Annotated in this window: 21 protein-coding genes and 1 pseudogene; 5 read left to right on the top strand and 17 right to left on the bottom strand. The window is 66.7% G+C overall.

The genetic code is table 11. The features are described from left to right. Window positions 1-234: 234 nt before the first annotated feature. Genes AC07NT_RS08135 through AC07NT_RS08125 form a run of 3 tightly spaced genes read left to right on the top strand, consistent with a single transcriptional unit; the run spans window position 235 to window position 2,320 of the window. A complete protein-coding gene (locus AC07NT_RS08135; protein ID WP_498596967.1) occupies window positions 235-516 on the top strand; it encodes an acyl carrier protein in 282 nt (93 codons plus the stop codon). 29 nt (window positions 517-545) lie between these two features. After that, window positions 546-1,811 (top strand): beta-ketoacyl-[acyl-carrier-protein] synthase family protein, encoded by a 1,266-nt coding sequence (locus AC07NT_RS08130; protein WP_498596969.1) that lies wholly within the window; start codon window positions 546-548, stop codon window positions 1,809-1,811. Continuing rightward, complete coding sequence (locus AC07NT_RS08125; protein WP_498596970.1) at window positions 1,808-2,320, top strand: 3-hydroxyacyl-ACP dehydratase FabZ family protein; 513 nt, start codon at window positions 1,808-1,810, stop codon at window positions 2,318-2,320. The genes AC07NT_RS08130 and AC07NT_RS08125 overlap by 4 nt, the downstream gene beginning before the upstream one ends. A 23-nt stretch (window positions 2,321-2,343) precedes the next feature. Here AC07NT_RS08125 and AC07NT_RS08120 read toward each other — a convergent pair whose 3' ends face one another. Continuing rightward, window positions 2,344-3,099: a lysophospholipid acyltransferase family protein gene (locus AC07NT_RS08120; protein WP_498596972.1), complete on the bottom strand. Its 756-nt coding sequence runs from the start codon at window positions 3,097-3,099 to the stop codon at window positions 2,344-2,346. 40 nt (window positions 3,100-3,139) lie between these two features. On the opposite strand from AC07NT_RS08120, the gene AC07NT_RS08115 reads away from it, so the two are divergent. Continuing rightward, window positions 3,140-3,835, top strand: a complete 696-nt coding sequence (locus tag AC07NT_RS08115; RefSeq protein WP_498596974.1) for a phosphatase PAP2 family protein — start codon at window positions 3,140-3,142, stop codon at window positions 3,833-3,835. On the opposite strand, the gene fabG is transcribed toward AC07NT_RS08115, so the two are convergent. The 13 genes and pseudogenes from fabG to AC07NT_RS08050 all read right to left on the bottom strand — a co-directional run bounded on the left by fabG (window position 3,832) and on the right by AC07NT_RS08050 (window position 15,027). Continuing rightward, window positions 3,832-4,551 carry a 3-oxoacyl-ACP reductase FabG gene (gene fabG / locus AC07NT_RS08110; RefSeq protein WP_498596976.1) on the bottom strand — a complete coding sequence of 240 codons (720 nt, stop codon included), beginning with the start codon at window positions 4,549-4,551 and terminating at the stop codon, window positions 3,832-3,834. The two genes, AC07NT_RS08115 and fabG, sit on opposite strands and share 4 nt — an antisense overlap. Before the next feature lie 22 nt (window positions 4,552-4,573). Then, complete coding sequence (locus AC07NT_RS08105) at window positions 4,574-5,014, bottom strand: hotdog family protein (protein WP_498596978.1); 441 nt, start codon at window positions 5,012-5,014, stop codon at window positions 4,574-4,576. Beyond that, window positions 5,001-5,801, bottom strand: a complete 801-nt coding sequence (locus AC07NT_RS08100) for a beta-ketoacyl synthase chain length factor (protein ID WP_498596980.1) — start codon at window positions 5,799-5,801, stop codon at window positions 5,001-5,003. The genes AC07NT_RS08105 and AC07NT_RS08100 overlap by 14 nt, the downstream gene beginning before the upstream one ends. Further along, a complete protein-coding gene (locus tag AC07NT_RS08095) occupies window positions 5,798-6,988 on the bottom strand; it encodes a beta-ketoacyl-[acyl-carrier-protein] synthase family protein (RefSeq protein WP_498596982.1) in 1,191 nt (396 codons plus the stop codon). The genes AC07NT_RS08100 and AC07NT_RS08095 overlap by 4 nt, the downstream gene beginning before the upstream one ends. A gap of 34 nt (window positions 6,989-7,022) precedes the next feature. Further along, the gene (locus AC07NT_RS08090) at window positions 7,023-9,398 is read right to left on the bottom strand and encodes an MMPL family transporter (RefSeq protein WP_498596983.1); all 2,376 of its coding nucleotides are present in this window, start codon (window positions 9,396-9,398) and stop codon (window positions 7,023-7,025) included. Continuing rightward, window positions 9,395-9,997 (bottom strand): LolA family protein, encoded by a 603-nt coding sequence (locus AC07NT_RS08085; RefSeq protein WP_498596985.1) that lies wholly within the window; start codon window positions 9,995-9,997, stop codon window positions 9,395-9,397. The genes AC07NT_RS08090 and AC07NT_RS08085 overlap by 4 nt, the downstream gene beginning before the upstream one ends. Beyond that, on the bottom strand, window positions 9,984-10,931 hold the full coding sequence (locus tag AC07NT_RS08080; RefSeq protein WP_498596987.1) for a lysophospholipid acyltransferase family protein: 948 nt from the start codon (window positions 10,929-10,931) through the stop codon (window positions 9,984-9,986). Before AC07NT_RS08080 ends, AC07NT_RS08085 begins: the two co-directional genes overlap by 14 nt. Window positions 10,932-10,933: 2 nt before the next feature. Beyond that, a complete protein-coding gene (locus tag AC07NT_RS08075; RefSeq protein WP_498596988.1) occupies window positions 10,934-11,224 on the bottom strand; it encodes an ApeI family dehydratase in 291 nt (96 codons plus the stop codon). 37 nt (window positions 11,225-11,261) lie between these two features. Then, on the bottom strand, window positions 11,262-12,002 hold the full coding sequence (locus AC07NT_RS08070; protein ID WP_498596989.1) for a class I SAM-dependent methyltransferase: 741 nt from the start codon (window positions 12,000-12,002) through the stop codon (window positions 11,262-11,264). Window positions 12,003-12,022: 20 nt separating this feature from the next. Beyond that, entirely contained in the window at window positions 12,023-12,850 is an 828-nt protein-coding gene (locus AC07NT_RS08065; protein ID WP_498598480.1) for a polysaccharide deacetylase family protein, read from the bottom strand. A 51-nt stretch (window positions 12,851-12,901) separates the two neighbouring features. Beyond that, window positions 12,902-13,969: pseudogene (locus AC07NT_RS08060) on the bottom strand (AMP-binding protein); the annotation flags it as partial. A gap of 241 nt (window positions 13,970-14,210) precedes the next feature. Next, entirely contained in the window at window positions 14,211-14,723 is a 513-nt protein-coding gene (locus AC07NT_RS08055; RefSeq protein WP_498596991.1) for a COG4648 family protein, read from the bottom strand. 31 nt (window positions 14,724-14,754) lie between these two features. Further along, window positions 14,755-15,027 (bottom strand): phosphopantetheine-binding protein, encoded by a 273-nt coding sequence (locus AC07NT_RS08050; RefSeq protein ID WP_498596993.1) that lies wholly within the window; start codon window positions 15,025-15,027, stop codon window positions 14,755-14,757. Between the two features lie 93 nt (window positions 15,028-15,120). On the opposite strand from AC07NT_RS08050, the gene dusA reads away from it, so the two are divergent. Beyond that, window positions 15,121-16,131, top strand: a complete 1,011-nt coding sequence (gene dusA / locus AC07NT_RS08045; RefSeq protein WP_498596995.1) for a tRNA dihydrouridine(20/20a) synthase DusA — start codon at window positions 15,121-15,123, stop codon at window positions 16,129-16,131. Window positions 16,132-16,143: 12 nt separating this feature from the next. Here the strand turns inward: dusA and AC07NT_RS08040 are convergent, their stop codons facing one another. From AC07NT_RS08040 to AC07NT_RS08030, 3 genes are all read right to left on the bottom strand, one after another. After that, window positions 16,144-17,967, bottom strand: a complete 1,824-nt coding sequence (locus AC07NT_RS08040) for an AMP-dependent synthetase/ligase (protein WP_498596996.1) — start codon at window positions 17,965-17,967, stop codon at window positions 16,144-16,146. Between the two features lie 73 nt (window positions 17,968-18,040). Beyond that, window positions 18,041-21,010 (bottom strand): EAL domain-containing protein, encoded by a 2,970-nt coding sequence (locus AC07NT_RS08035; RefSeq protein WP_498596997.1) that lies wholly within the window; start codon window positions 21,008-21,010, stop codon window positions 18,041-18,043. A gap of 47 nt (window positions 21,011-21,057) precedes the next feature. Further along, window positions 21,058-21,693, bottom strand: coding sequence for a GntR family transcriptional regulator (locus AC07NT_RS08030; RefSeq protein ID WP_498596999.1), 636 nt, complete (start codon window positions 21,691-21,693; stop codon window positions 21,058-21,060). Between the last annotated feature and the right edge of the window lie 81 nt (window positions 21,694-21,774).

Genomic DNA, 21,774 nt, shown 5'->3' with positions numbered 1-21,774 from the left:
CGGCCCGGTGCAGCCAGCTTTTCCGCACAATTTTTGGGGGAATTTGGGTACAATTTGGACCGGATCATGGGCCCGTTCTTCGGGGCCATGGCTGCAGCCGGACAGGGTGTTTCCTGCCTGGCGCCGAATACAACAACAAATTCCCTGGGATGCTCGTCAGCTGTGATTCCCGGACCGCGCTGCGGACGGGTTCACCTGCCAGACCGCGGGAGCCCATGAGGAAAAAGAGCCACTATGCTGCGTCAGATCATCAAAGATTTCGTCATTCAACAATTCAAGGTCGATCCGGCCGTGTTCGACCAGCCCGATCTGAAGGTGGCCGATCTGGGCCTGGATTCACTGGGGGTGGTCGAAATGCTGTTCGAGGTGGAAGACCTCTATGGCTTCCAGGTGGACGACCCGGCGCGCTACAGCAGCATGAGTTTCGACGAGATGGTGGCCGATATGGAAGTCACCATCCGCGCGGCCAACAACGGCCAGATCCCGGAACCGGCGTCCCTGCAGGGCAAGGCCTGAGCGGCCGGCGTCGCTGCTGAACCCGGCCCATGTCTGCCGCCGCTTCGACCGTGCAGCGCGTAGTCGTCACAGGTATCGGCCTGCTGAGCCCTCTGGGCTTGACGCGCCAGGCCAGCTTTGAGCGTCTGATACGCGCCGAGAGTGCCGTCCGTCCCGCCGCTCCGGAGATCACCCGCTGGTTACCGCAGGCCTTGTCGGCCGATGTCGATCCCGCTTACGCGCAGCAGCTGGATCGCAACGAGCAGGGCCTGGACCGCGCCACCCAATTCGCCCTGCTGGCCAGCCGAGAAGCCCTGTCCGATGCCCGTGCGGCCGAATGGGATCTGGCTCCCGAGCGCATAGGTGTGTTTGCCGGTATCGGCCTGGGCGGGGCCACCACCGGTGAAGCCCTCTACACCCGCATGAGCGAGCAGCTGCAGGCTGGCCGCAACCCGACGGTGATGCACCCGCTCTCCGTGCCGCGGCTCATGCCCAACGCTGCCACGGCCGCCATCTCGATGGCCCACCAGTTCCGCGGGCCGACCCACACCTACTGCGTGGCCTGTTCTTCCTCGGCCATGGCGGTCGGCGAAGCCTACCGTAACATCCGCCACGGCTACGCCGACGCCATCGTGGTCGTGGGTGCAGAAGCCATGAACGTGCCTGGTGTCTTCATGGCCTGGAATGCCTTGCGTGTGATGGCCAAGCCCCATCCCGATAACCCGGCTGCCAGTTGCCGGCCCTTTGACAAGGACCGCAGTGGTTTTGTCCTCGGCGAAGGCGCGGCCGCCCTGGTGCTCGAGACGCTGGAGTCCGCCTTGCGCCGCGGGGCGACAATCTACGGCGAGATCTGCGGGTATGGCAGCAGCAGCGATGCCAAGCACCTGACCTTGCCATCCAGCGAAGGCCAGTACCGTGCCATCCGCATGGCCCTCGATGAAGCCGGCATGGCCCCCGCTGGCATCCATTACCTGAACGCCCACGGCACGGCCACCGATGCCGGTGATGTGGTGGAGAGCGAGACGATACGACTGGTCTTTGGCGACCATGCCGACCGCCTGCCGGTGAGCTCCACCAAAGCCCAGCACGGTCACCTGATCGGGGCCGCGGGAGCGACCGAATTCGCCATCAGCCTGCTGGCCATGCAAAGCGGCAGCATCCCGCCGACAGCCTTTCTTGATCAGGCCGATCCGCGTTGCACGCTCGACTACGTGCCGCGGCAGGCGCGCCATGGGCAGAACCTGCAGGCCGTCATGTCGAATTCCTTTGCTTTTGGCGGCAGCAACGTGTCGCTGATCGCGCGCCGCCACGCATGAGCGATACGCTCAGCTACCCCATCGAGCTCGATGCCGAAGCCGTGTACCGGCTCCTGCCGCACCGCGGCGACATGCAGCTGATTGAAGCCCTGACGGTGCTGGACCATGACCACTACCAGGCCAGTGCGCAATGGTCGCCCGATGGTGCCATCCTGCGCGGCCACTTTCCCGGCCTGCCCCTGGTACCGGGCGTGATGCTGGTGGAGCTGGTGGCGCAGGTCGCCGGTGCCGGCATGCGGGCGGGTTCCCCCGCGGCGCGGCGCCTGGCCGGCGATTACGTGGGCATGCTGGCCAGCATCCGCAAGTGCAGCTTCAAGCGTCCGGTCTTGCCGCGTGAGACCGTGCGGGTGGATGTGCACACGCGGCCCATGTCGGAAACTGCGGCAGCGGTATCGGCCCTGTTGACCGTGGCTGGTGATGAGGCCGCACAGATCGAGATTCTGGTGATCAACGCGCCACGCCAGGCGTTCCTCGACGGCATGGCCAACCTCGCCCAGCGCGACGCCTGAGCAAGACCGCTCTCGCTGCGGCCTCAGTCCTTCACCGTCAGTTCGCCGCGGAAATAGCTGTCCAGTTCGTCCAGCGCCTGCGCGGTGATCTTGGGCGGATCAAAGCGCCTGCCCAGCCGGGCCCGTACGCGCAGCGGCAGCACCGGCGGGTTGAACAGCCCCCAGTGCTTGCCCAGATAGGGCGTGGAGAACTCCAGGATGACGGTCTGTATGGGGGCCTGGCTTTGTTTGGACAGCAGAATGCAGGCACTCGAGAGTTCACTGAGAGGAAACTCGCGGGTGCGGCCGCCTTCCGGGAACAGGATGAAATGGGCACCGTGTTGCAGTTCGCGGCTGCCGTCTTCGATCATGCGGCGCGGATCCTCGTTGCTCACATAACGGGCCATGCGCGCGCCTACGCCGTACAAGGGGTTCTGCAACAGGCTGGCCTTGAGCACGCAGGTGGCCTTGTTCGAACAGCTCAGCAGCATGACCGCATCGAGCAGTGAGGGGTGGTTGGCAATGAGGATCAGCGGCCCCTCCTGATCCAGACCATCCAGTTCCGTCAGATCGAAATGCATCTGGCCGAACCAATGCAGGGCGCCAAGATAAGCCCGGAAGCCGTGGCGCACGATACGGCGCGATACCAGCCGGTGCCAGCGCCGCGGCAGCACGAAATACAGCAGCAGGAACAACGGGACAGACCCCAGGCAGATCAGCGCCAGCAGACCCAGTCCGAAGAACATGACCCACACTTCATAGAGTCGCCAGAGAGGGTTGCGGGAACGTCGGATGGTCATGAATAGCTGCTACGATTTCGTCAGTCCGCAATTATTGACCATGCCTCCTTCCCGTCAGTCCCCGGTGCGCGAATTGAACCGCCTGTTCTGGCGTATCTGGTGGCTCAAGGCACCCGGTTCGGCGCTCTTCATCTGGTTGTTTTTCGAGGCCTATTTCTTCCTGCTGCGTTACCCGCACGCGCAGGTGAGCATCATGCCCATCACCTGGCTGGACCGGGCCATCCCCATGCAGGGATGGGCCTGGGTGCCCTATCTATCGCTCTGGTTCTACACCTGCGTGTCCCCCGCGCTGATGCCCAATCTGCGGCAACTGCTGTACTACGGCCTCAGTGTGGGCGGCACCTGCCTGATCGGCCTGGCCTGCTTTTATTTCTGGCCCACGGCCGTGCCCGCTTTCGAGCGGCTGCCGGGCAGCGGCTTGGCCATGCTCGAAGGTATCGATGCGGCGGGCAATGCCTGTCCCTCCTTGCATGTCGCGATTGCCGTGTTCTCGGCAATCTGGCTGGACCATCAGCTGCGGGCCGTGGCCGCGGGGCGCACCTGGCTGATGGTCAGCTGGGCCTGGTGCCTGGCCATCGCGTATTCGACCCTGGCCACCAAGCAGCATGTGGTGCTGGACGTGGCGGGGGGCGTCCTGCTGGGGGGCTTGGGCGGCTTGCTTACGCTGGCCCTGTTCCGCCGTCTATTTGCCGTCGACGCGTCAGCGCGTCCAGCGGCCGCAGCCGTACCCGTCTAGATCATTCCGCCGTTGACCGAGATCACCTGACCAGTGATGTAGGCCGCCTGCTCCGAGGCCAGGAAGCTCACCAGGGCAGCCACCTCATCGGGCCGGCCTGCGCGTTTCATGGGCACGAGGCGATTGATCGACTCGGCGTCGAAGGTGTCCTTGCTCATGTCCGAAGCAATGATGCCCGGTGCGATGGCGTTCACCGTGATGCCCCGACTGGCCAGCTCCTGCGCCAGCGATTTGCTGGCCGCGTGCAGGCCGCTCTTGGCGGCCGCGTAATTGGTCTGACCGCGATTGCCGGTGATGCCGGCAATGGACGAAATGCTGATGATGCGACCCCAGCGGGTGCGGATCATGGGCATGGTCAGCGGCTGCGTGACGTGGAAGAAGCTGTTGAGCGAGACGTCGATCACGCGATGCCACTGTGCGCTGCTCATGCCGGGAAAGACCGCGTCGTCGTGCATGCCTGCGTTGTTCACCAGCACCTGGATCGCGTGTTGGGCCAAGAGCGGCTCCAGCGCTGCGCGTGTCGCGGCCTCGTCGGCCACATCGAAGGTGACAGTGCTGGCGGAGCCGCCAGTGGTCTGGATCTCTGCGCACAGCTGTTCGGCAGCGGCGGTGTTGCTGTTGGCGTGGACGATGACGTGCAGGCCGTCCTTGGCGAGTTGGCGGCAGATGGCCGCGCCGATGGCGCCGCTGCCGCCGGTGACGAGTGCGTGTTTCATGCGGAGTCCGTGTGCGTTGGGTTCAGGGTGCGCCGGCATCGAGCAGGACGCTGGCGCGACCGGACAGCAGGGTGGTGTCGCCGGCCTGGAGATGGAAACTGTAAAGGATGGTCGTCCCGTCACCCGACAGTCGCTCGGCGTGCACCTGCAGGGGTGAGGCCAGATCGTCCAGGCGTTGCGCCTGCCACTTGACGTCGCGCACGCTGGCCAGAAAACCGGCGGCCGGCGCCGTCTCGGTGCCCGCGAGCAGGGCGCCATGCACGGCCATGGCCTGGGCTGCGTACTCGATCCCGTTGGCTATGCCCAGCATGTCCTGCGCCCGCAGCGGGTTGTCAGTACGCCTGTGGCTGCTGGCGCTGCAGACGATGCTGCCTTCGTCCCAATGCAGCACTGCATCGAGCAGGCACATGCTGCCCTGGTGTGGGATGCGGGCCGCGATCCAGGCGCGGTCAGGCAGCGGCATGGACTTCGACATCCAGTGACATCCCATCCAGGTAGTCGAGTGTCATGCGTTCGTTGCTGCCCAGCGCCAGGCGCTGCAGCAGCGGCAGGCTGCGCGCGGCCGGCACGCTGCTGCGTATCTTTTCGAGCGCGCTATCGGCCATACGGGTCGGGTCTTGGCGGCTCAGGGCCAGGTCCAGTGTGGCCAGGTTTCCGGCCGTCGGACTTGCGCTGAGCACCATGGCCACCCCAAAAGGGTAGGGGATGCCGCGCACGACGCCCAAGGGCCCGGGGTAGGGACTGTCGTAGGCCAGCAGCAGGCAGGACCCGCCGGAACTCAGGACCTGGGTGGCGGCTTCCAGCAGGCCGGCCGCGAAGGATCCGTTGTAGGCGCTCAGGCTGGTGGAGCTTGCGCGGCAGGCGGTGGCGATGCTCCAGTAGCCCGAGGGGGCGTTGTGGACCGAGTTGTGAAAGCGCGTGGGCGAGACCGCACGGTCGGCCGAGGCGAGGGTTTCCAGGATGGCGTGACAGTTGTCGCAGTCCCCACCGCTCGAGGTGAAGACCGAAGGCAGCGCAGCGGGGTCGACGCCGGCCTGCCTGACCGCGTCGAAGCCGACGGCGAAGGCCAGCTTGATCGACACGCCGGCACGCCGCCGCTCGGCCGGGGGCAGGGCCTCCGCGGGTGGCAGGCTGATCGGTGTCATGGCGTAGGACTGGCGGCCGGCCAGAATCTCGGCAGTCTGCTGCCAGCCTGCGAGGCCGGGACCATAGACCCCGATGCCTTGCACGTGAACGCGTAGCTGGCTCATGCGGCGACCCTCGACAGCACCATGCTGCAGTTGCTGCCGCCAAAGCCGAAGGAATTGCTCAGCACATGGCGCAGGGGCAGTTCCAGATTACCCAGCAGGTAGCGGGATTGCAGCTTCGGGTCCAGCTCTGTGGTACCGCAGCCGCCCGGGGCCAGGCCGTGCTGCAGGGCCAGCGCGCAAATGATCGCCTCGATGCCACCCGCTGCGCCGAGCGTGTGGCCCGTGTGGCCCTTGGTGGAGCTGCAGGGGGTGGCCGTACCGAACAGGGAGCTCACGGCCTTGTCCTCGGCCGCGTCGTTGCTCGGTGTGGCGGTGCCATGCAGGTTGATGTAGTCGATCTGTGCGGCTTGCAGGCCAGCCATGAACAGGGCCTGTTGCATGGCCGTGCGTGCACCCAGACCTTCGGGGTGGGGGGACGACATGTGGTGCGCGTCGCTGGATTCGCCGATCCCGCTCATGACGATGGCTCCAGGTGCTGGATGGTCGGCGCGCTCGACCAGGATGAAGGCGCCGGCCTCGCCGATGGAAATGCCATCGCGTCCGGCGTCAAAAGGGCGGCAGGGACGGGTCGAGACCAGTTGCAGGGAGTTGAAGCCGTAGAGTGTGGTGAGGCAGAGCGAATCCACCCCGCCCACAACAGCCGCATCGATCAGGCCGTTGTCCAGCATGCGCTGCGCATTGCCGAAGACCTTGGCGCTGGAAGAGCAGGCGGTCGAGACGACAAAGGCTGGCCCGGTGAGGCCGAAATAGCTGCGCACGAAATCGGCGACGGAATGGCAGTTGTGGGTGTGCCGGTAGTCCAGCGGTGTCGTGAAGGCGCCGGTCGCATCGCGCTGGCGATAGGCCAGTTCGGAACTGAGAATGCCCGAGGTACTCGTGCCCAGGAAGACGCCGATGCGGTCCGGGCCGTGGCGGCGCATGGCCTCGCGTACCGCAGCCGCAAAGCCGTCCTGCTCGAGGCCCAGCTGTGCCAGGCGGTTATTGCGGCAATCGAAAGCGGCGAGATCCTCGCGCAGCCTGTAGTCGTCCAGCCCTGCCACTTCGCCCAGGCAGGTGTCCAGGTCGACCGTTTCCCAGCGCATGGGCCTTACCCCACTGCGCTGCTGGCGCATGGCCTCGATCGTCGGCGTGAGTCCGGCGCCCAGGGCGCTGGTCATGGTGTAAGCGGCAAGATGAAGCGGTGACATGAGGGGGAGGACAGAAAGGCTAGAAAAGCCTGATTCAGGTGGCCGATTTTACCGGCGCAGGTATGCGCATGCCGGTCTGTGGTCTTGCAAGCACCGCCGAAAACACCAGAGCCAGTACCGTACCCAGGCCCACCGTTGTACCCAGGATGGCCAGCACGGGGACGCTGGACAGCGCCAGCATGCCGAAGCTGCCGACGATGGTCAGGTTGGCCGTCACCAGCGAAATGCTGGTCTGGCGTTGCTCCTGCGAACTGGCACCGGTGTTCACGCTGTCGAAGAACAGGGCGTAGTTCGAGCCGATGGCGACCACCAGCAACAGGCCGACCAGATGCAGGATGGTCAGCGAGGTCCCACCCAGTACCAGGGTGCCGGTCACACAGATCACTGCACAGACCAGCGGCAGGGCCACGCGCAGAGTGCGCGGGACGGAGCGCAGGGCCAGCAGCAGCAGGACCAGGATCGCCAGACAGCCCAGGCCCGAGAAGACCAGGGCTTCGCGCAGGTAGCTGTCAAAGAGGGCATTGGTCTCGGCCAGCAAGTCGATCACGGTGATGGCCGTCAAGCCGCCGGCCTTGAGCGCAGTTTCAACCGCGTCGATATTGATGTCCTGTTCGGTTTCGCCCACCCGGTGCGGGCGCAGCGGCATGAGGAGGAGCACATCGCGTTCGCGGGGGATGAGCAAGGAGTCGTACAAGAGCGCCGAGGCGCTGCCGTCCAGGTCCTGGCGTGTCAACGGGGCCCGGGTTCGACTGCGCTCTACATCGCTGAGGAAGCCTTGCAGGCGTTCCGGTCGCAACGGTGAGCCGACAAGCGCGGCATTCAGTCGCTGGCGCAGTTGCGCCGGTTCCGGCAGGGCGGCCTGGCGGGCTCGCTGGCTGGCCAGGCTGGGCAGCACCTGTGCGGGCGAGCTGTAGCCGGCGATGGTGCCGGCCCGGCTCAGGGCCTGCAGCACGCTGCCGGCGCGCTCGGCCTGTTGCAGGGCCTGTTCCGGGTCTGCGGCCGTCAGCACGGCCAGATAACGCAGATCCGAGGCTCCCAGATCCCGGCGCAGCTCTTCGTGCAACTGCTGGTCGGCCTTGGAAACGGGGTTGAGGGCCGAGATGCTGCGGTTCCAGAGGCGATCCGTGTGCAGGGTGGCCACCACCAGCATGCCCGTTGTCAGCAGCAGCAGGAGCCAGCGCAGGCGCGGTGCAAGTCGCATCAGCTTCTGCACAAACTCGCCGGTGCGGGGCAGGTCGGGCACCGGGACGTGGGCGGGCGTCAGGTTGGGCAGGACAAAACGTGTGACCAGCACGGCGGCCACCAGGCCCACCGTGGAGTACACCCCCAGTTGCGTCAGGCCGGGGAAGCCCGAGCCCAACAGGGCCAGGAAGCCGGCAACCGAAGTGAGCAGGCCCAGCCAGAGCGTGCGCCAGAAAAGCCGTGCCGTGCCGGGGCCCGGGCGCTGGACGAAGAGGTAGATGGCGTAGTCGACGGCCTCGCCGATCATCGTGGTACCGAAGCCCAGGGTGATGCCATGCACCTGCCCGAAACCCAGGCTCACCGCCGTGATCCCGGCCAGGGTGCCGGTCAGCATGGGCAGCAGGCTCAGGCCCAGCAGCAGCGGCGAGCGATACACCAGCAGGAGCAGTCCGACGACCAGCACCAGGCTGGCGGCCGCGAGACGATGGACTTCGCCTTCGATCAGGGCGCGGGAGGAGACCGAGAACACGCTGGTTCCCGACATCAGCAGCCGGGTGTCGGCTTGGCGATCGGGGATGGCGGCGAAGGCCTGGCGCACCACGTCGAGGGTGCGGGCCTGCGCATCGATGTCCGAGCCCTCGGCCCGGGTTTGCAGCAGCAGCAGGGCGCGAGCGCCGTCACGGGTGGACCAGACCCCCTCGGTGCTGGGCGGCTGTGAGCTGCCGTCGAACTGGCTCAGCAGTTCCCGGATTTCACCGGTCGGGTCGCGCGGCAGCAACTGCTTGAGCAGCATGCCGGCGCTGCCGGAAAGATCTTCGAGCGTCGCACCGATGGCACGCCGCAGGCCTTCTTCCGTATAGCGCTGTGCGTCCACCGAGGGACTGAGCAGATAACGGTTGTCGAACACGTGGGCGCGGTCGAGCGCCAGGTCCGAGGCGCTGCCGTTCTGCACGCCGACGAAATCCGGCTTTTTACGCAGCGCCGCGGAAAGTTCCTTCGAGATGCGGGCCCGTTCCGTGGCATCACCGCCCTCGATGCCGACCAGGATGAGGCGCGCGATGATGCCGTCCTTGAACTGGTCCATCAGCATCTGCTGGCGTTCGCTCGGCGCGCGCGGCATGAAGGCCGAGAGGTCGGCCACGAAGGTCGTGCGCACGATCACGACCGCGCAGGCCACCAGCGCGAGCAGCCAGAGCAAGGTCGGCAGGTAACGGCGCAGGATCTTCATGGCCGTGTCACCGGAGTAATCTGCATCTCGGAACGGTCTCCGTCGGCATGGTCGTAGGCCACCTGCGTAACTTCGCCCTGGCTGCCGCTGATGCGGATGCGACTGATGATGCGCACCATGCTCTGCTCGCGCGGTACCAGCATGAGTTGCCAGCGGGCCGGGGTGCCCAGCAGGTGGACCCGGTAGACCTTTTCCAGCGCCTGGCGGTCGCCGGCCAGGGTGCCGCGTATGCCTTCGACGAAGGCAGCGACTTCGGGGTAGGCCTGCAGGCTCACGGTCTTCTGGCGGCCGTCCTGCTCCAGGGTCAGCTGGTTGCCGTCCAGCAGCATCGACTGTTTGCGGGGCTTGAGCGTGCGCATCTCCATGCGGTCCGGTGCGGTGAAGGACAGTTCACCCGAGGACTCGACCGGTTTGTCCAGCATGCTGATGTACTTGCGCTCGACAAAGCGGGCCTGCCCGCTTCGGGTCTGGGCCAGCAATTGCATCAGGTCGGCCAGCTGCCATTCCGCGGCCTGTGCCGAAGCGGCGCCGGCCAGCAGGAGGCAGGCGGTGAACAGGGCCAGCAGGCCGCGCAGCGACCGGGTCTCAGGCTGAGGCACGCGGGGCTCCTTCCCAGAAATCGTAGAAATTGAACCAGTTGTAGGGCGCCAGGCGGCAGTACTGCTCGATCAGCTGGGCATAACGCTGCTGGGCCTGGTGTATCACGGTGTCGCGCTGGCCGGGCCCAGCCTCGCTGAAGTCGGCCAGGCGCTCGAAATGGATGTCGTAGCGATTGCCGCCGCGGTACAGGCCGGTCATGAAAAACACCGGTCGGCGCAGGATGGCGGCCAGCCGGAACGGCCCCATCGGAAAGGGCGCGGGTCGGCCGAAGAAGGGCAGGCTCTGATGCGGGTCCGGGCCCACGGCGCGATCGGCCAGCAGGGCCACCCAGGCGCCGGCCTTGACACGTTCATTGAGCGTGAAGATGGCGTCGAGCCGGCCCAGGGGGATGATGTCCAGCACGACCTCGGCGTTGACCCGGGCCAGCATGCTGTTGAGCAGGCGGGCGTTCTCCGGGTACATGGCGGCACAGACCTTGTGCCTGGCATTCTTGCGCGCCAGCGCACGCAGCACCTCGAAGCTGCCCAGGTGCGCGCCAAAGATCAGCAGGCCGCCCGAGGCATCCTCGGCCGCAGGCAACTGCTCCTCGCCAAAGACACGGATGTCGAACAGCTCATGCCTGTCGTTGAGCAGGTAGATGCGGTCGTGGATGGTGCTGGCAAAGGCGAGGATGTGGCGGTACTGGTCACGCCAGGTCGCCGGCCGCCCCAGGCAGGCACCCAGGTAGGCACGCGAGGCCTTGCGCGCGGCGGGGACCGCCAGCAGGAAATAGAGCGCGATGCCGTAGACGATGGGGCGCGTGAGGCGGCGCCCCAGCGCGAGCGACAGCCAGGTCATGAAACGCAGCAGCAGCAGGCTGCCGCGTTCCTTGCGCTGCAGCCATTGCGGTGTACCCGCGCTGCGGTCCGGGGCCGGGGGTATGGTGGGCGGCATGGTCAGGGCTTGGCCACGGTGAAGCGCCCGGTGGCGATGCGTCGCTCGCCACAGCGGATCTCGAAGCGCAGCGCGGCATCCGTGGCCTCGTAGTCCAGCAGCAGAGATTCACCGGGCAGCGAGGGGCTCAGGAATTTCGCCATGGCGATGCCAGTGATCGTGAGGCCGCTGGCGCTTTCGAGAGTGGTCTTGGCCCGGTCGAGCAGCACCACGCCCGGCAGGATGGGGCGGCCTGGGAAGTGGCCGGCATAGGCGGGGTGGGCGTTTTCAACCGGGAGGGCCAGGGTGATCATTCAGTGCTTCTTCGACACGGGGGAGTATGCGCGCCGCTCAGGCGGCCGCGGCTGGCCCGAGGCGGGCGACCAGCAGGCTGTTAGCAAAGGGCGTGCCCCGGTCCATAGGGACGGCTTCGACGGCAAAACCCAGATCGTGCAGCAAGGCCTGCCAGTCGGCCAGCGTGCGGCAGTACAGGCGTGAGAGGCGACGGCTGCGCAGGAAGACCACCAGGGTGTCGACCCAGTTGCTGATCCTGAAGGGCAGGCCGGCCGAGGCGTCGCCCACCCGCAGCAGCAGGGTGCCGCCGGGTGTCAGCGCAGCCTTGACGCGTTGCAGCACGTCCAGCTGCGCCGCGTGATCGACGTAATGCAGCACGTCCAGGATGACCACGGTGTCGGCCTGGCCGAAGTCGGCGCGGCACATGTCGCCCAGGGTGAAGCGGACGCGCTCACCCAGATGCGCGAGGGCTTGCCGTGCACGCTCCACGTCGCGTGGCCTGAGTTCGATGCCATGCACTCTGCAGTTGGCCGGGGCCGGGGCCCAGTCTGTCGGCCAGTGCCGTTCCGCCACGGACTGGCCGTCCAGGCCGCCCAGCAGGGCGGCCAGCAGGCCCTGGCCGCAGCCGATGTCCAGGACACGGCTGCGAGCGGGCAGCAGGCCGCGCTGCAGCAGACCGGCAAAGACTGGATCGCCGCCGAGTTTGCCGCGGGCGAAGCGCCAGGCGAAGTTGCCCAAGGGGCGGTAGGGAGCCGAGGCTTGTTCGAGCAAGTCGGTGGGCAGGGCAGCGCGACGCATGTGTGGGGCAGGACCTGGGTTCAGGCTGACAGTCGCACGGGCTGCAGGCCCTGTGCACGCAGGGTCGCCAGCAGCGGCGGCAGCACCTCCAGCAGCACGGGCCGTCCTGTGGGGCTCAGGGCCGCATGGTGGTCGTGCAGCAGCAGGATGTCGCCGGCACCCAGGTCGCGGGTGAGGCGCCGCAGCACGAGAGCCGCGTCACCGGTGCGGGTGTCGAAACCGCGCCGTGTCCAGCTCGCCAGTTGCAGACCCAGTTCGTGCAGCACCGGGTCGAGGAAGATGTTGCGCAGGCCGGCCGGGGCACGGAAAAAGCGCGGGCGATAGCCGGTGATGTCTTCCAGCGTGGCTTGTGCCGTGCTGATCTCGCGGCGCAGCTGGGCGGGCCCCATCACGGAAAAATGATGGCGATGGTGCTGGCTGTGGTTGCCCAGGGCATGACCGCGGCGCACGATCTCGCGCGCCAGTTCCGGGTGGCGCTGCACATGGGCACCGATGCAGAAGAAGGTGGCCTGGGCCTGCAGCTCGTCCAGCAGGTCGAGCACGGCGGGTGTGACCTCCGGGTCGGGGCCGTCGTCGATGGTGATCGCGACTTCCGGGCGCTCGCGCGAGAGATGCGTCAGGTTGGCCCCCAGCCAGCTGCTGCGTGGCCACAAGCCGGCGGCCGCGATCAGCGCATGGTTGGCGGCCAGGGCGCCCAGGCTCAGGGGCCAGGCCGGGGTGAGCAGGCCGACGCCGGCCAGGGCATGCACCCCGAGCGTGGCCTGTACGAAGGGGGCCGGTTTCCAGCGTCTTGCCGGACCGGGCGGCGCGACGGCCGGTGCGACATGTGCCGCATGGCGATCTTGCATGGCCTGCCGGGCCAGTTCGGCCAGCGCCTGCTGCGGCAGCTTGCCCGTGGCATTGCGCGGCAGAGCGGCCATGAAATGGATGGGACGGGGCATGAAGGCCGGGTCGATGCGTTCACGCAGGGCCTGCTGCAGCTCGGCCTCACCCAGCGTGGGCGCCACCACGAAGGCCAGCGGGCGCTGGATGCGGGCCTGGGCGTCCTGCATTGCGTCCTGTGGCCAGTACAGTGCGCCGTCGAGCACCCCGGAGATGCTGTTGAGCTGGTGGTTCAGGTAGGCCAGGGAGGTGCGCTTGCCGGCGATGTTGACCATGTCGGCGTGGCGGCCGAGCAGGGCGAAGCGTGTCGGGCCGTGCAGCTCCAGCACATCGCCCAAGGGCACCACGCCCTCGACGTGGCCGCCGCTGGCGGCGAAGCGCAGTTCACCGTCCACCGTGGGCTGGGCCTGCACTTCGATGCCGCCGAAGGTCTGCCACAGCTCGCCGGCCGAGCCGCGGCGCATGGCGATCTGGCCGGTCTCGGTACTGCCGTAGATTTCCAGCAGCGAGGCGCCCAGCGTCTGTTCTGCCTGGCGTGCCAGCTGCGGCGCCAGCGGCGCGGTGGCACAGAGCAGCAGGCCCAGGGGGGGGACCTCGAGTTGTGCTTCGATCAGGGTGCGCAGATGAAAGGGTGTGCTGACGAGTACGCGTGGGGTGGGCGTGCTGGCCAGTGCCGCAGCGATGTCGGCCGGGTAGAAGGGGTGGCTGGCATCGATCACGCTCCCGTTGAGCAGGGGCAGCAGCACCGTGGACTCGAAGCCGTACATGTGCTGGGGCGGCACCGTGCCCGTCACCGTGAAAGGCTGCTCGGTGCCCAGCCACTCGCGCACACGGCGACCGGCGCCCTGAGCGTTCTGCACCAGTGGCCCCCAGTGCTTGGCATGCGGCACGGGTTCCCCGGTGGAACCCGAGGTGAAGACGTAGGCGGCGATCTGCTCGCTGGCGATATCCGGGACCTCGAAGGGCGCGTCGGCGGCGGGGATGGGGCCGCGCTCATAGATGATCTGCGGCAGGCCGCCGCTGTCGCCCGGCGCGTCGACCACAGCGTGCAAGCCGGGGTAACGCTGGCCCAGGCGCTGCAGCATCTCGGGTGTGCGGGTCGAAGGCAGCAGGAGCGGCACGCCGCGCAGCAAGGCCGCGCCTAGTACGACGGCAAAGTGGTGGCGCCGGCTGCACAGATTGAGCACCGCCGCATCGGGCGGCAGCCGCGCGGCCATGTGGCGCACGGCGCCCAGGTAGTCCAGCGCCGTGATGGCGCGGCCATTCGACCAGGCCATCACGGCCTGGGGCGAGCGGTGCGAAATCAGGGCGGGCATGGTGGCTGGCTCAGGCCTCGTCTGTGGCGCGCTTCTTGTCGCGGTACAGGGCGAAGCTCTGGAAGATGGAGACGTGAGGGATGCCGCGCAGGCAATAGCGCCGGGCTGCATATTCGGCCACGAACATCCCGCCCAGCAGGGGAAGGGAGAGCACGTTCACGAAGAAGGACCAGGTGTCCAGCGAGGCCGTGAAGAACAGGACCAATGGGATCACCACCATGGCGATGAAGAACCAGGTCCAGGCCCAGGTGGCCTGGCGCGCGTAGTGTGCGATGCGCGGGCTGTAGTCATCGCCGTGGATGCGCCGGGCAAACTGCCCGATCAGCGGTTCCCGGCCGGTGCGCAGGGTGCGGCCGAAAAACCAGGCCAGCAGGGACTGCATGCCCACGGTCTGGCCCAGGTTGATCCAGGCGAGGGTGCGGTGTGACCACTGGGAAGAGGTCAGCAGCCAGTGCATGGCCAGGGGATAGCCCAGCACGAGCAGGACGGCCAGCGCCGCCTTGAACCAAGGTCCTGTTTTCATGGACATGTCCGCAAGGACGGGCCGCAGGGCCTCAGACGCGGTGGGCGGCGATGTGCGCGGCCAGGCTGCGCAGGGAACTGAAGATGCTGGCGTTGTCCGGATCGTCCGAACGCATCTGGAACCCGTATTGCTTGGAAACAGCCAGAGCAATCTCGAGCACATCGATCGAGTCCAGTCCCAGGCCGTCCCCATACAGCGGGTCCAGGGGGGCAATCTGCTCGGGTGTGACGTCCAGGTTCAGCGCAGTGACGATGAACTGGGCAATCTCGCGTTCGAAATCAGTCAGGGTTTCGGTGGTGCTCATGACGGGGTGTGACAGGCGGGCAGGGGGCAGAGCCACGGGATGGTGGTTGCGGTAAGCCCACCATTCTACCGGGCGGGCTGAGATAATCCGTCCATGTCCGTTCTCCCGTCCGCCGCTTCCAGTCGATGGCGCCTGTCGGTCGCGCCCATGATCGACTGGACTGACAGGCACTGCCGTTATTTCCATCGCCTGTTGAGCCAAAACGCACGTCTCTATACCGAGATGATCACCACCGGCGCGCTGCTGCATGGTGATGTGGCGCGGCATCTGCGCTTCCATGCCGAGGAGCATCCGGTGGCGTTGCAGCTGGGCGGCAGCGAACCGGCCGATCTGGCGCAGTGCGCCAAGCTGGGTGAACAGTGGGGCTATGACGAGATCAATCTGAACTGCGGCTGTCCGAGTGAACGGGTTCAGCGGGGCGCTTTTGGCGCCTGCCTGATGGCGGAGCCGCAACTGGTGGCCGACGGCGTGAAGGCTATGCGCGATGCGGTGTCCATCCCTGTCACGGTGAAGCACCGCATCGGCATCGACCGGACCGAAAGTTACGAGTTCGTGCGCGACTTTGTGGGGACCGTGGCCGAGGCGGGCTGTTCCACGTTCATCGTGCATGCGCGCAATGCCTGGTTGCAGGGCCTGTCGCCCAAGGAAAACCGCGAAATCCCGCCCTTGCGGTATGAGCTGGTGCACCGGCTCAAGCACGACTTTCCTCAGCTGTCCGTCGTGATCAACGGCGGCCTCAGTAAAGACGAGCAGGTGTCGCGCGAACTGCGCCTGCTCGACGGCGCAATGATAGGTCGCGAGGCCTATCACAATCCCTGGTGGTTGGCGTCATGGGACGCGACATATTTCGGCGCGGCGCCCTCGACGCTTACACGCGAGGCTGTGGAAGCGCAGATGGTGGATTACATGCTGCGCGTGGCCGCCGAGGACGGCACATCCTGGTATGCGGTAGCGCGCCATATGCTGGGCCTGCGCCATGGCCTGCCGGGCGCGCGGCGCTGGCGCCAGGTCTGGAGCGACCACAGGCTCAAGACCCGCGACCCGCGTGAGGTGATGGCCCTGGCGCACGGCCGGGACAGCGACGGCGAACGTCTCGCCGCCTGAGCGAAGCCGGCCTCAGCGGCCGGCCTGCTTTTGGTACAGGCCCTCGATGGCCGATGCGTAGTGCTCCATGAGTCGGTTGCGCTTGAGCTTGAGCGTCGGTGTCATGAAGCCGTTCTCGATGGTCCAGGGATCGCGCACGAGGTGCACCGTGCGCGGCACGGCATAACGCGCGAAGCTGGCCGTGGCCTGTTCAATGTGCTTGAGCACGGCTTTCACGGCGCGTGCATCGGCCAGGCTGGCGGGCGCTTCAGGGTCCAGCCCCAGGCTGGTCGCGAGGCGTTGCCATTCATCACGCTGCAGCAGGGCCACGCAGGCGATGAAGGGGCGCTGTTCGCCGACCACGAAGACCTGTTCGAACAGCGGATCACCCAGCAGGGCCAGCTCCAGGTCACCTGGCGGGACTTTCTCGCCCGTGGAGGTGACGATGATTTCCTTGATGCGGCCCAGGATGCGGATGCGGCCACCGACGATCTCGGCCTGGTCGCCCGTGGCCAGCCAGCCTTCGGGGTTGATCACACGTGCCGTGTCCTCGGCGCGGTTCCAGTAGCCTTTCATCACCGAAGGCGCACGCACCTGCAGCTCGCGGTTGTCGGCGATGCGCACCTCCACGCCCGGCAGGGCGCGGCCCACGGTGGCCGGGTCGTTGTCGTCCAGGCCGTTGGCGGCCACCACGGGCGCGGTCTCGGTCATGCCGTAGCCCTGCAGCAGGGGCAGGCCCAGGCCGAGGAAACAACGTGCGATGGCGGGTGAGAGCGGCGCGCCACCGCTGACAGCCACACGCACGCGGCCGCCGAACTGCGCGAGCAGGGGCTGGGCCACGAGGCGGCGCAGCAGGGCCCAGGGCAGCCAGCGGAAAAAGCCGGCCGAGGCGCCTTCGTCCGCGGGTGGGCGGGGCAGGCCCTGCGCAGCGCGGAAGCGCCGCCAGCCGGCGTCCTGCGCGGCTTCGAGCAGGCGCAGCTTCCAGGGCGTGACGGCCAGGGTCTCGTGCAGCTTGGCATAGACGCGTTCGTAGATGCGCGGCACGGAGATCAGCACCGTGGGGCGAACGTTCTTCAGGTCCTCGACCAGCAGGGCTACCGAGCGCGCGTAGACCACGCAGCTGCCGGCCGCGATGGGCACGTAGTAGCCGGCGGTGCGCTCGAAGGTGTGCGACAGCGGCAGGAAGGACAGGAACACGTCGGTTTCCAGCGGCAGAACGCGTGCGAGCACGGCGCGCACATTGGCCACGACGTTACGGTGCGTGAGCATCACGCCCTTGGGCTTACCGGTGGTGCCGCTGGTGTAGACGATGGTGGCCAGGTCTTCGGGGCCGGGCGGCGTGGCCGCCGCGCCGGTGCCGACCGCGGCGGCCAGCCAGTCTTGCAGGCCCTGAAGGGCAGGTGTGCCGGCCATGGGGGCAACACTGTCGTTACAGACCACCACACGGCGCAGGGCGGGCAGGGGCGTGCCCACGGCGCGGATTTTTTCCCACTGCTCGGCCTGGGCCACGACCAGCAGGGAGGCCGCGCAGTCCGAGAGGATGTAGGCGATGCTGCCGGGGTTGTCGATGGCGTGCAGGGGCACGGGTATGGCGCCCTGGGCCAGCACCGCCTGGTCGATGCTCATGGCGGCCAGGCCGTTGGGCAGCAGGATGGCCACACGCTCGCCGTGGCGCACACCGCTGGCGGCCAGGGCGCGTTGCCACTGCGCCACGCGCTCGCGCACCTGGGCCCAGTTCAGGCTGAGCCAGCGCTGGGTGGCGTTGTCGTATTCACGGTAGGCCTCGCCCGCGGGGCTGAGCGCAGCGCGGTAGGCCAGGAGTTCGGGGAGCGTCTGGACGCGGTCGAGTTCGGTCATCGGAGCAGGGTGTCGTATCAGGGCGGTTTTCCCGGTTCCTGTTGCGCAATCCAGGCCCAGGGAAAACCCTCGATCATAGTCCCACGACCTGGGGCCTGCTGCTCAGGTAGCGTTCGAATTCCTCGGCCGGCATGGGACGGGCGAAGTGATAACCCTGGGCTTCGTCACAGCCGAAACTGCGCAACTGCAGCAGGAGGTCGGACGACTCAACTCCTTCGGCGATGGTGAGCAGATCCAGGCTGTGCGCCATCTGGATGATGGCGCGCACGATGGCTGCATCGTCCGGGTCGCTGGCGAGATCGCGGATGAAGCTCTGGTCGATCTTGAGCTTGTCGATGTCGAAGCGCTTCAGGTAGGAGAGGCTGGAATAGCCGGTACCGAAGTCGTCGATGGCCAGCTTCACGCCCAGTTGTTTGAGCCGGCGGACCGTGGCCATGACCTGCTCGGCATCCTGGATCAACATGGACTCGGTCAGCTCGAGCTCGAGCAGTGAGGCGGCCAGCCCGGAGCCCTCCAGCGCCTCGATCACCGTGTCTTCGATGCTGCCGCGACGGAATTGAGCAACCGAAAGGTTGACCGCCATGGCCAGGGCGGGCAGCCCGGCCTGCTGCCACGCCATGGCCTGGCGGCAGGCCTCCTGGATGACCCAGACGCCGATGGGCACGATCAGCCCACTGTCTTCGGCCACCGGCACGAAGCGCCCGGGCAGAACCAGGCCGAACTCCGGGTGCTGCCAACGCAAAAGGGCTTCCACGCCGATGACCCGGCCGCTGCCCAGTTCGATCTGCGGCTGGTAGTGCAGCACGAATTCCCCGCGTTCCACCGCGCGGCGCAGACCGCTGCGCATCAGAAGGTGCTCCACGGCCTCTTCGTCCATCTCCTCGTCGAAGAAACGGTAGATGTTGCGGCCGGCTTCCTTGGCGCGGTACATGGCCATGTCGGCCTTCTTGCGCAGGACATCGAAGTCCTTGCCGTCCTGCGGATAGAGCGCCACCCCGATCGAGGCCGAGGTGGTGAGTTCGTTGCCTTCCCAGCAGTAGGGTTCCTGCAGCGCCTCCATGATCTTGGTCAGCACCGGTAGACAGGTTTCGGCGCCGTGCAACTCCCGCAGGATGAGGATGAATTCATCGCCCCCCTGGCGGCTGATGGTGTCACTGTCGCGCACGCAGCGCTTGAGTCGTGCCGAGACTTCCTTGAGCAGGGCGTCGCCCGTGGCGTGGCCCAGCGAGTCGTTGATCTTCTTGAAATTGTCCAGGTCCAGGAAGACCAGGGCCAGGCCGTTGCGGCTGCGCTCGGCCTGGGTGATGGCCTGTTGCAGACGGTCTTCGAGCAACAGGCGGTTGGGCAGCCCGGTCAACGGGTCGTGGTAGGCCAGGAACTCGACTTTCTGCTCGGCCTGCTTGCGCTCTGTGATGTCCGAGCCGGTGCCGCGATAGCCTTTGAAGACACCGTCTTCGAAGACCGGCTTGCCGTTGACCACGCACCAGCGCAGTTCGCCGGTCCGGCTCTTCAGCTGGTAGACAAAATCCTTGAAGGGCAGTCGCGCGTCAAGCACGCGGCGGTGCTCGGCCCACTGCTCCGGCGCCACGCCCACGATGGGCAGCTCCCAGCGATGTTTACCCAATCCGCTGCCTTCCCTGTCGGGTGGCGGCGCGAGATGGCCCCCGGAAATCTCCGTGAAGCGCAGATCGGTGTCCATCTCCCAGAACCAGTCGGAGGACATTTCGGAGAGGTCGCGAAAACGCGCTTCTTCGGCGCGCAGGTGGTTTTCGGCGGCGATACGCTCGGCAATCTCGTGCTGCAGCTGCTGGTTGATCTGGGCCAGTTCCTGGGTACGTTCTTCGACCCGGCGTTCGAGCTCGAGGCGTGCGTCGGCCAGGGCCTGCTGGGCGGCCTTCTGAGCTGTGATGTCCTCGCTGATCCAGATGGCGCCCTGGCTGCCGTCCTGGCTGGGCAGGGCCTTGGCCAGATGGCGGCTCCAGATCAGCACGCCGTCGCTGCGGCGCCGATGGCGCCATTCGATGTCCACCAGCTCGCCGCGCGCCAGCCGCGGGCCGACGATGGCACCAAAGGCCTGGTAGTCCGCATCGCTGTCGAAGAAGGCCCGCGCGTGCTGGCCGGTCATCGTGCCCGGTGCCCAGCCGTAGATGCCTTCCATGCGCGGGTTGCAGTGCGCGATCTGGCCGTCACGGGTGAAGAGGATGCCGACCGAGGCGTTCTCCAGGATGGCCTGCTGGCGCTGCAGCAGTTCGGCCAGACGGGCCTGCTCGCGCCGGCGTTCGCTGATGTCCTCGACGATCCAGATGGTTCCCTCGCCCGCTCCGCCCGTCTGGATGGCCTGGGCGCGCACATGGCAGTCCACGACGCTGCCGTCCTTGCGGCGCATGGGCAGCTCCATGTCCAGCAGTTCACCGCGAGCCAGGATGGCGACGGCCTCACGGCTGGACGCTTCGTAGCCTTCCGCGTTCAGGTGGAAGACCGAGCTGGGTTGGCCGACCAGATCGTCCTGGGTCCAGCCGAAGATTTCCGCAAAGCGTGGATTGCTGGTCAGCACCTTGCGGTCGCGCGTGAACAGGATGCCGACAGAGGCGTTTTCCAGGATGGCCTGCTGGCGCTGTAGCAGTTCGGCCAGGCGGGCCTGTTCCTGGCGCTGTGCCGTCACGTCTTCGACGATCCAGATCGTGCCGGCGCCGGTGTTGGCCGGGTCGATGGCCTTGGCGCGCAAGCGGCAGAGCACAGAACTGCCGTCCTTGCGGCGCATGGGCAACTCCATGTCCAGCAACTGCCCGGCTGAAAGGATGGGGGCGGCGTGCCGACCCATGGCCTCGTAGTCTTCGGTGTTCAGGTAGAAGCTGGCGCCGGGCCGACCCACAAGCTCGCTGCCGCTCCAGCCATAGATTTCGTTGAAACGCGGATTGCAGTGCACGACCTTGCTGTCGCGCGTGAACAGGATGCCGACCGAGGCGTTCTCCAGGATGGCCTGGTATTCCAGCAGCGTCTGCTGCAGGGTGTTGTCGTTGTTGTTGTTTGCCCGCGTGGCCATGGTCTCAGGATAGGGCAATTCCGGCTGCGCAGCCAGAGCAAAAAGTCTCAGGCGGCCGCTTCCAGTCCGTTACGGAAATGTTCGAACATCTTTTGCGTGGCCAGGGCCGCGTCGCGCGCCTGCAGGGCGGCCATCACGGCACGGTGCTCGGCCAGGGATTCTGCGATGCGTCCGGACTTGAGCAGGGAGTGGTGCCGGTTGAGCTTCATGACCTTGCGCAGATCGGCCACCATCTGGTTGCGCCAGCGGTTGTCGGCGATTTCCAGCAGGCGCATGTGAAAGTTTTCGTTGATCGCGAAGAAACGCTCCCGGTCCTGGGTGGCGGCTTCCAGCGCCTCGTGCAGGCTCTGCAGTTCACGCAGCTGTTCCTCGGTCGCGTTCTGGGCGACCACGCCGGCGGCGTCGCTTTCCAGCAGGCCGAGCAGGTGGTAGATGTCCACCAGGTCCTTCTCATTGACCTCGGTGACGTAGGCGCCGCGGCGCACCTTCATGGTCACCAGGCCTTCGGCAGCCAGCACCTTGAGGGCCTCGCGCAGGGGGGTGCGGCTGATGCCGTAGTCCTCGGCAATCTTCAATTCGTCGATCCAGCTGCCGGGCTCCAGCTCGCGGCTGAAGATGCGCTGACGCAGCAGCTCAGCCACTTCTTCATAAAGTGCGCGGGGGGACAGGGAGACGGCAGACATGGAGTAGATTGTAAGCTTAAAGAATATTTTGCATCAATAATTATAAATGATGTAAACTCCGCGCAACATTAACTGGGCCCC

The sequence above is a fragment of the Hylemonella sp. GW821-FHT10B10 genome, from assembly GCF_059415585.1.
Note: the sequence above shows the minus strand (reverse complement) of the source record. Positions and strands in the feature narration are given on the sequence as shown.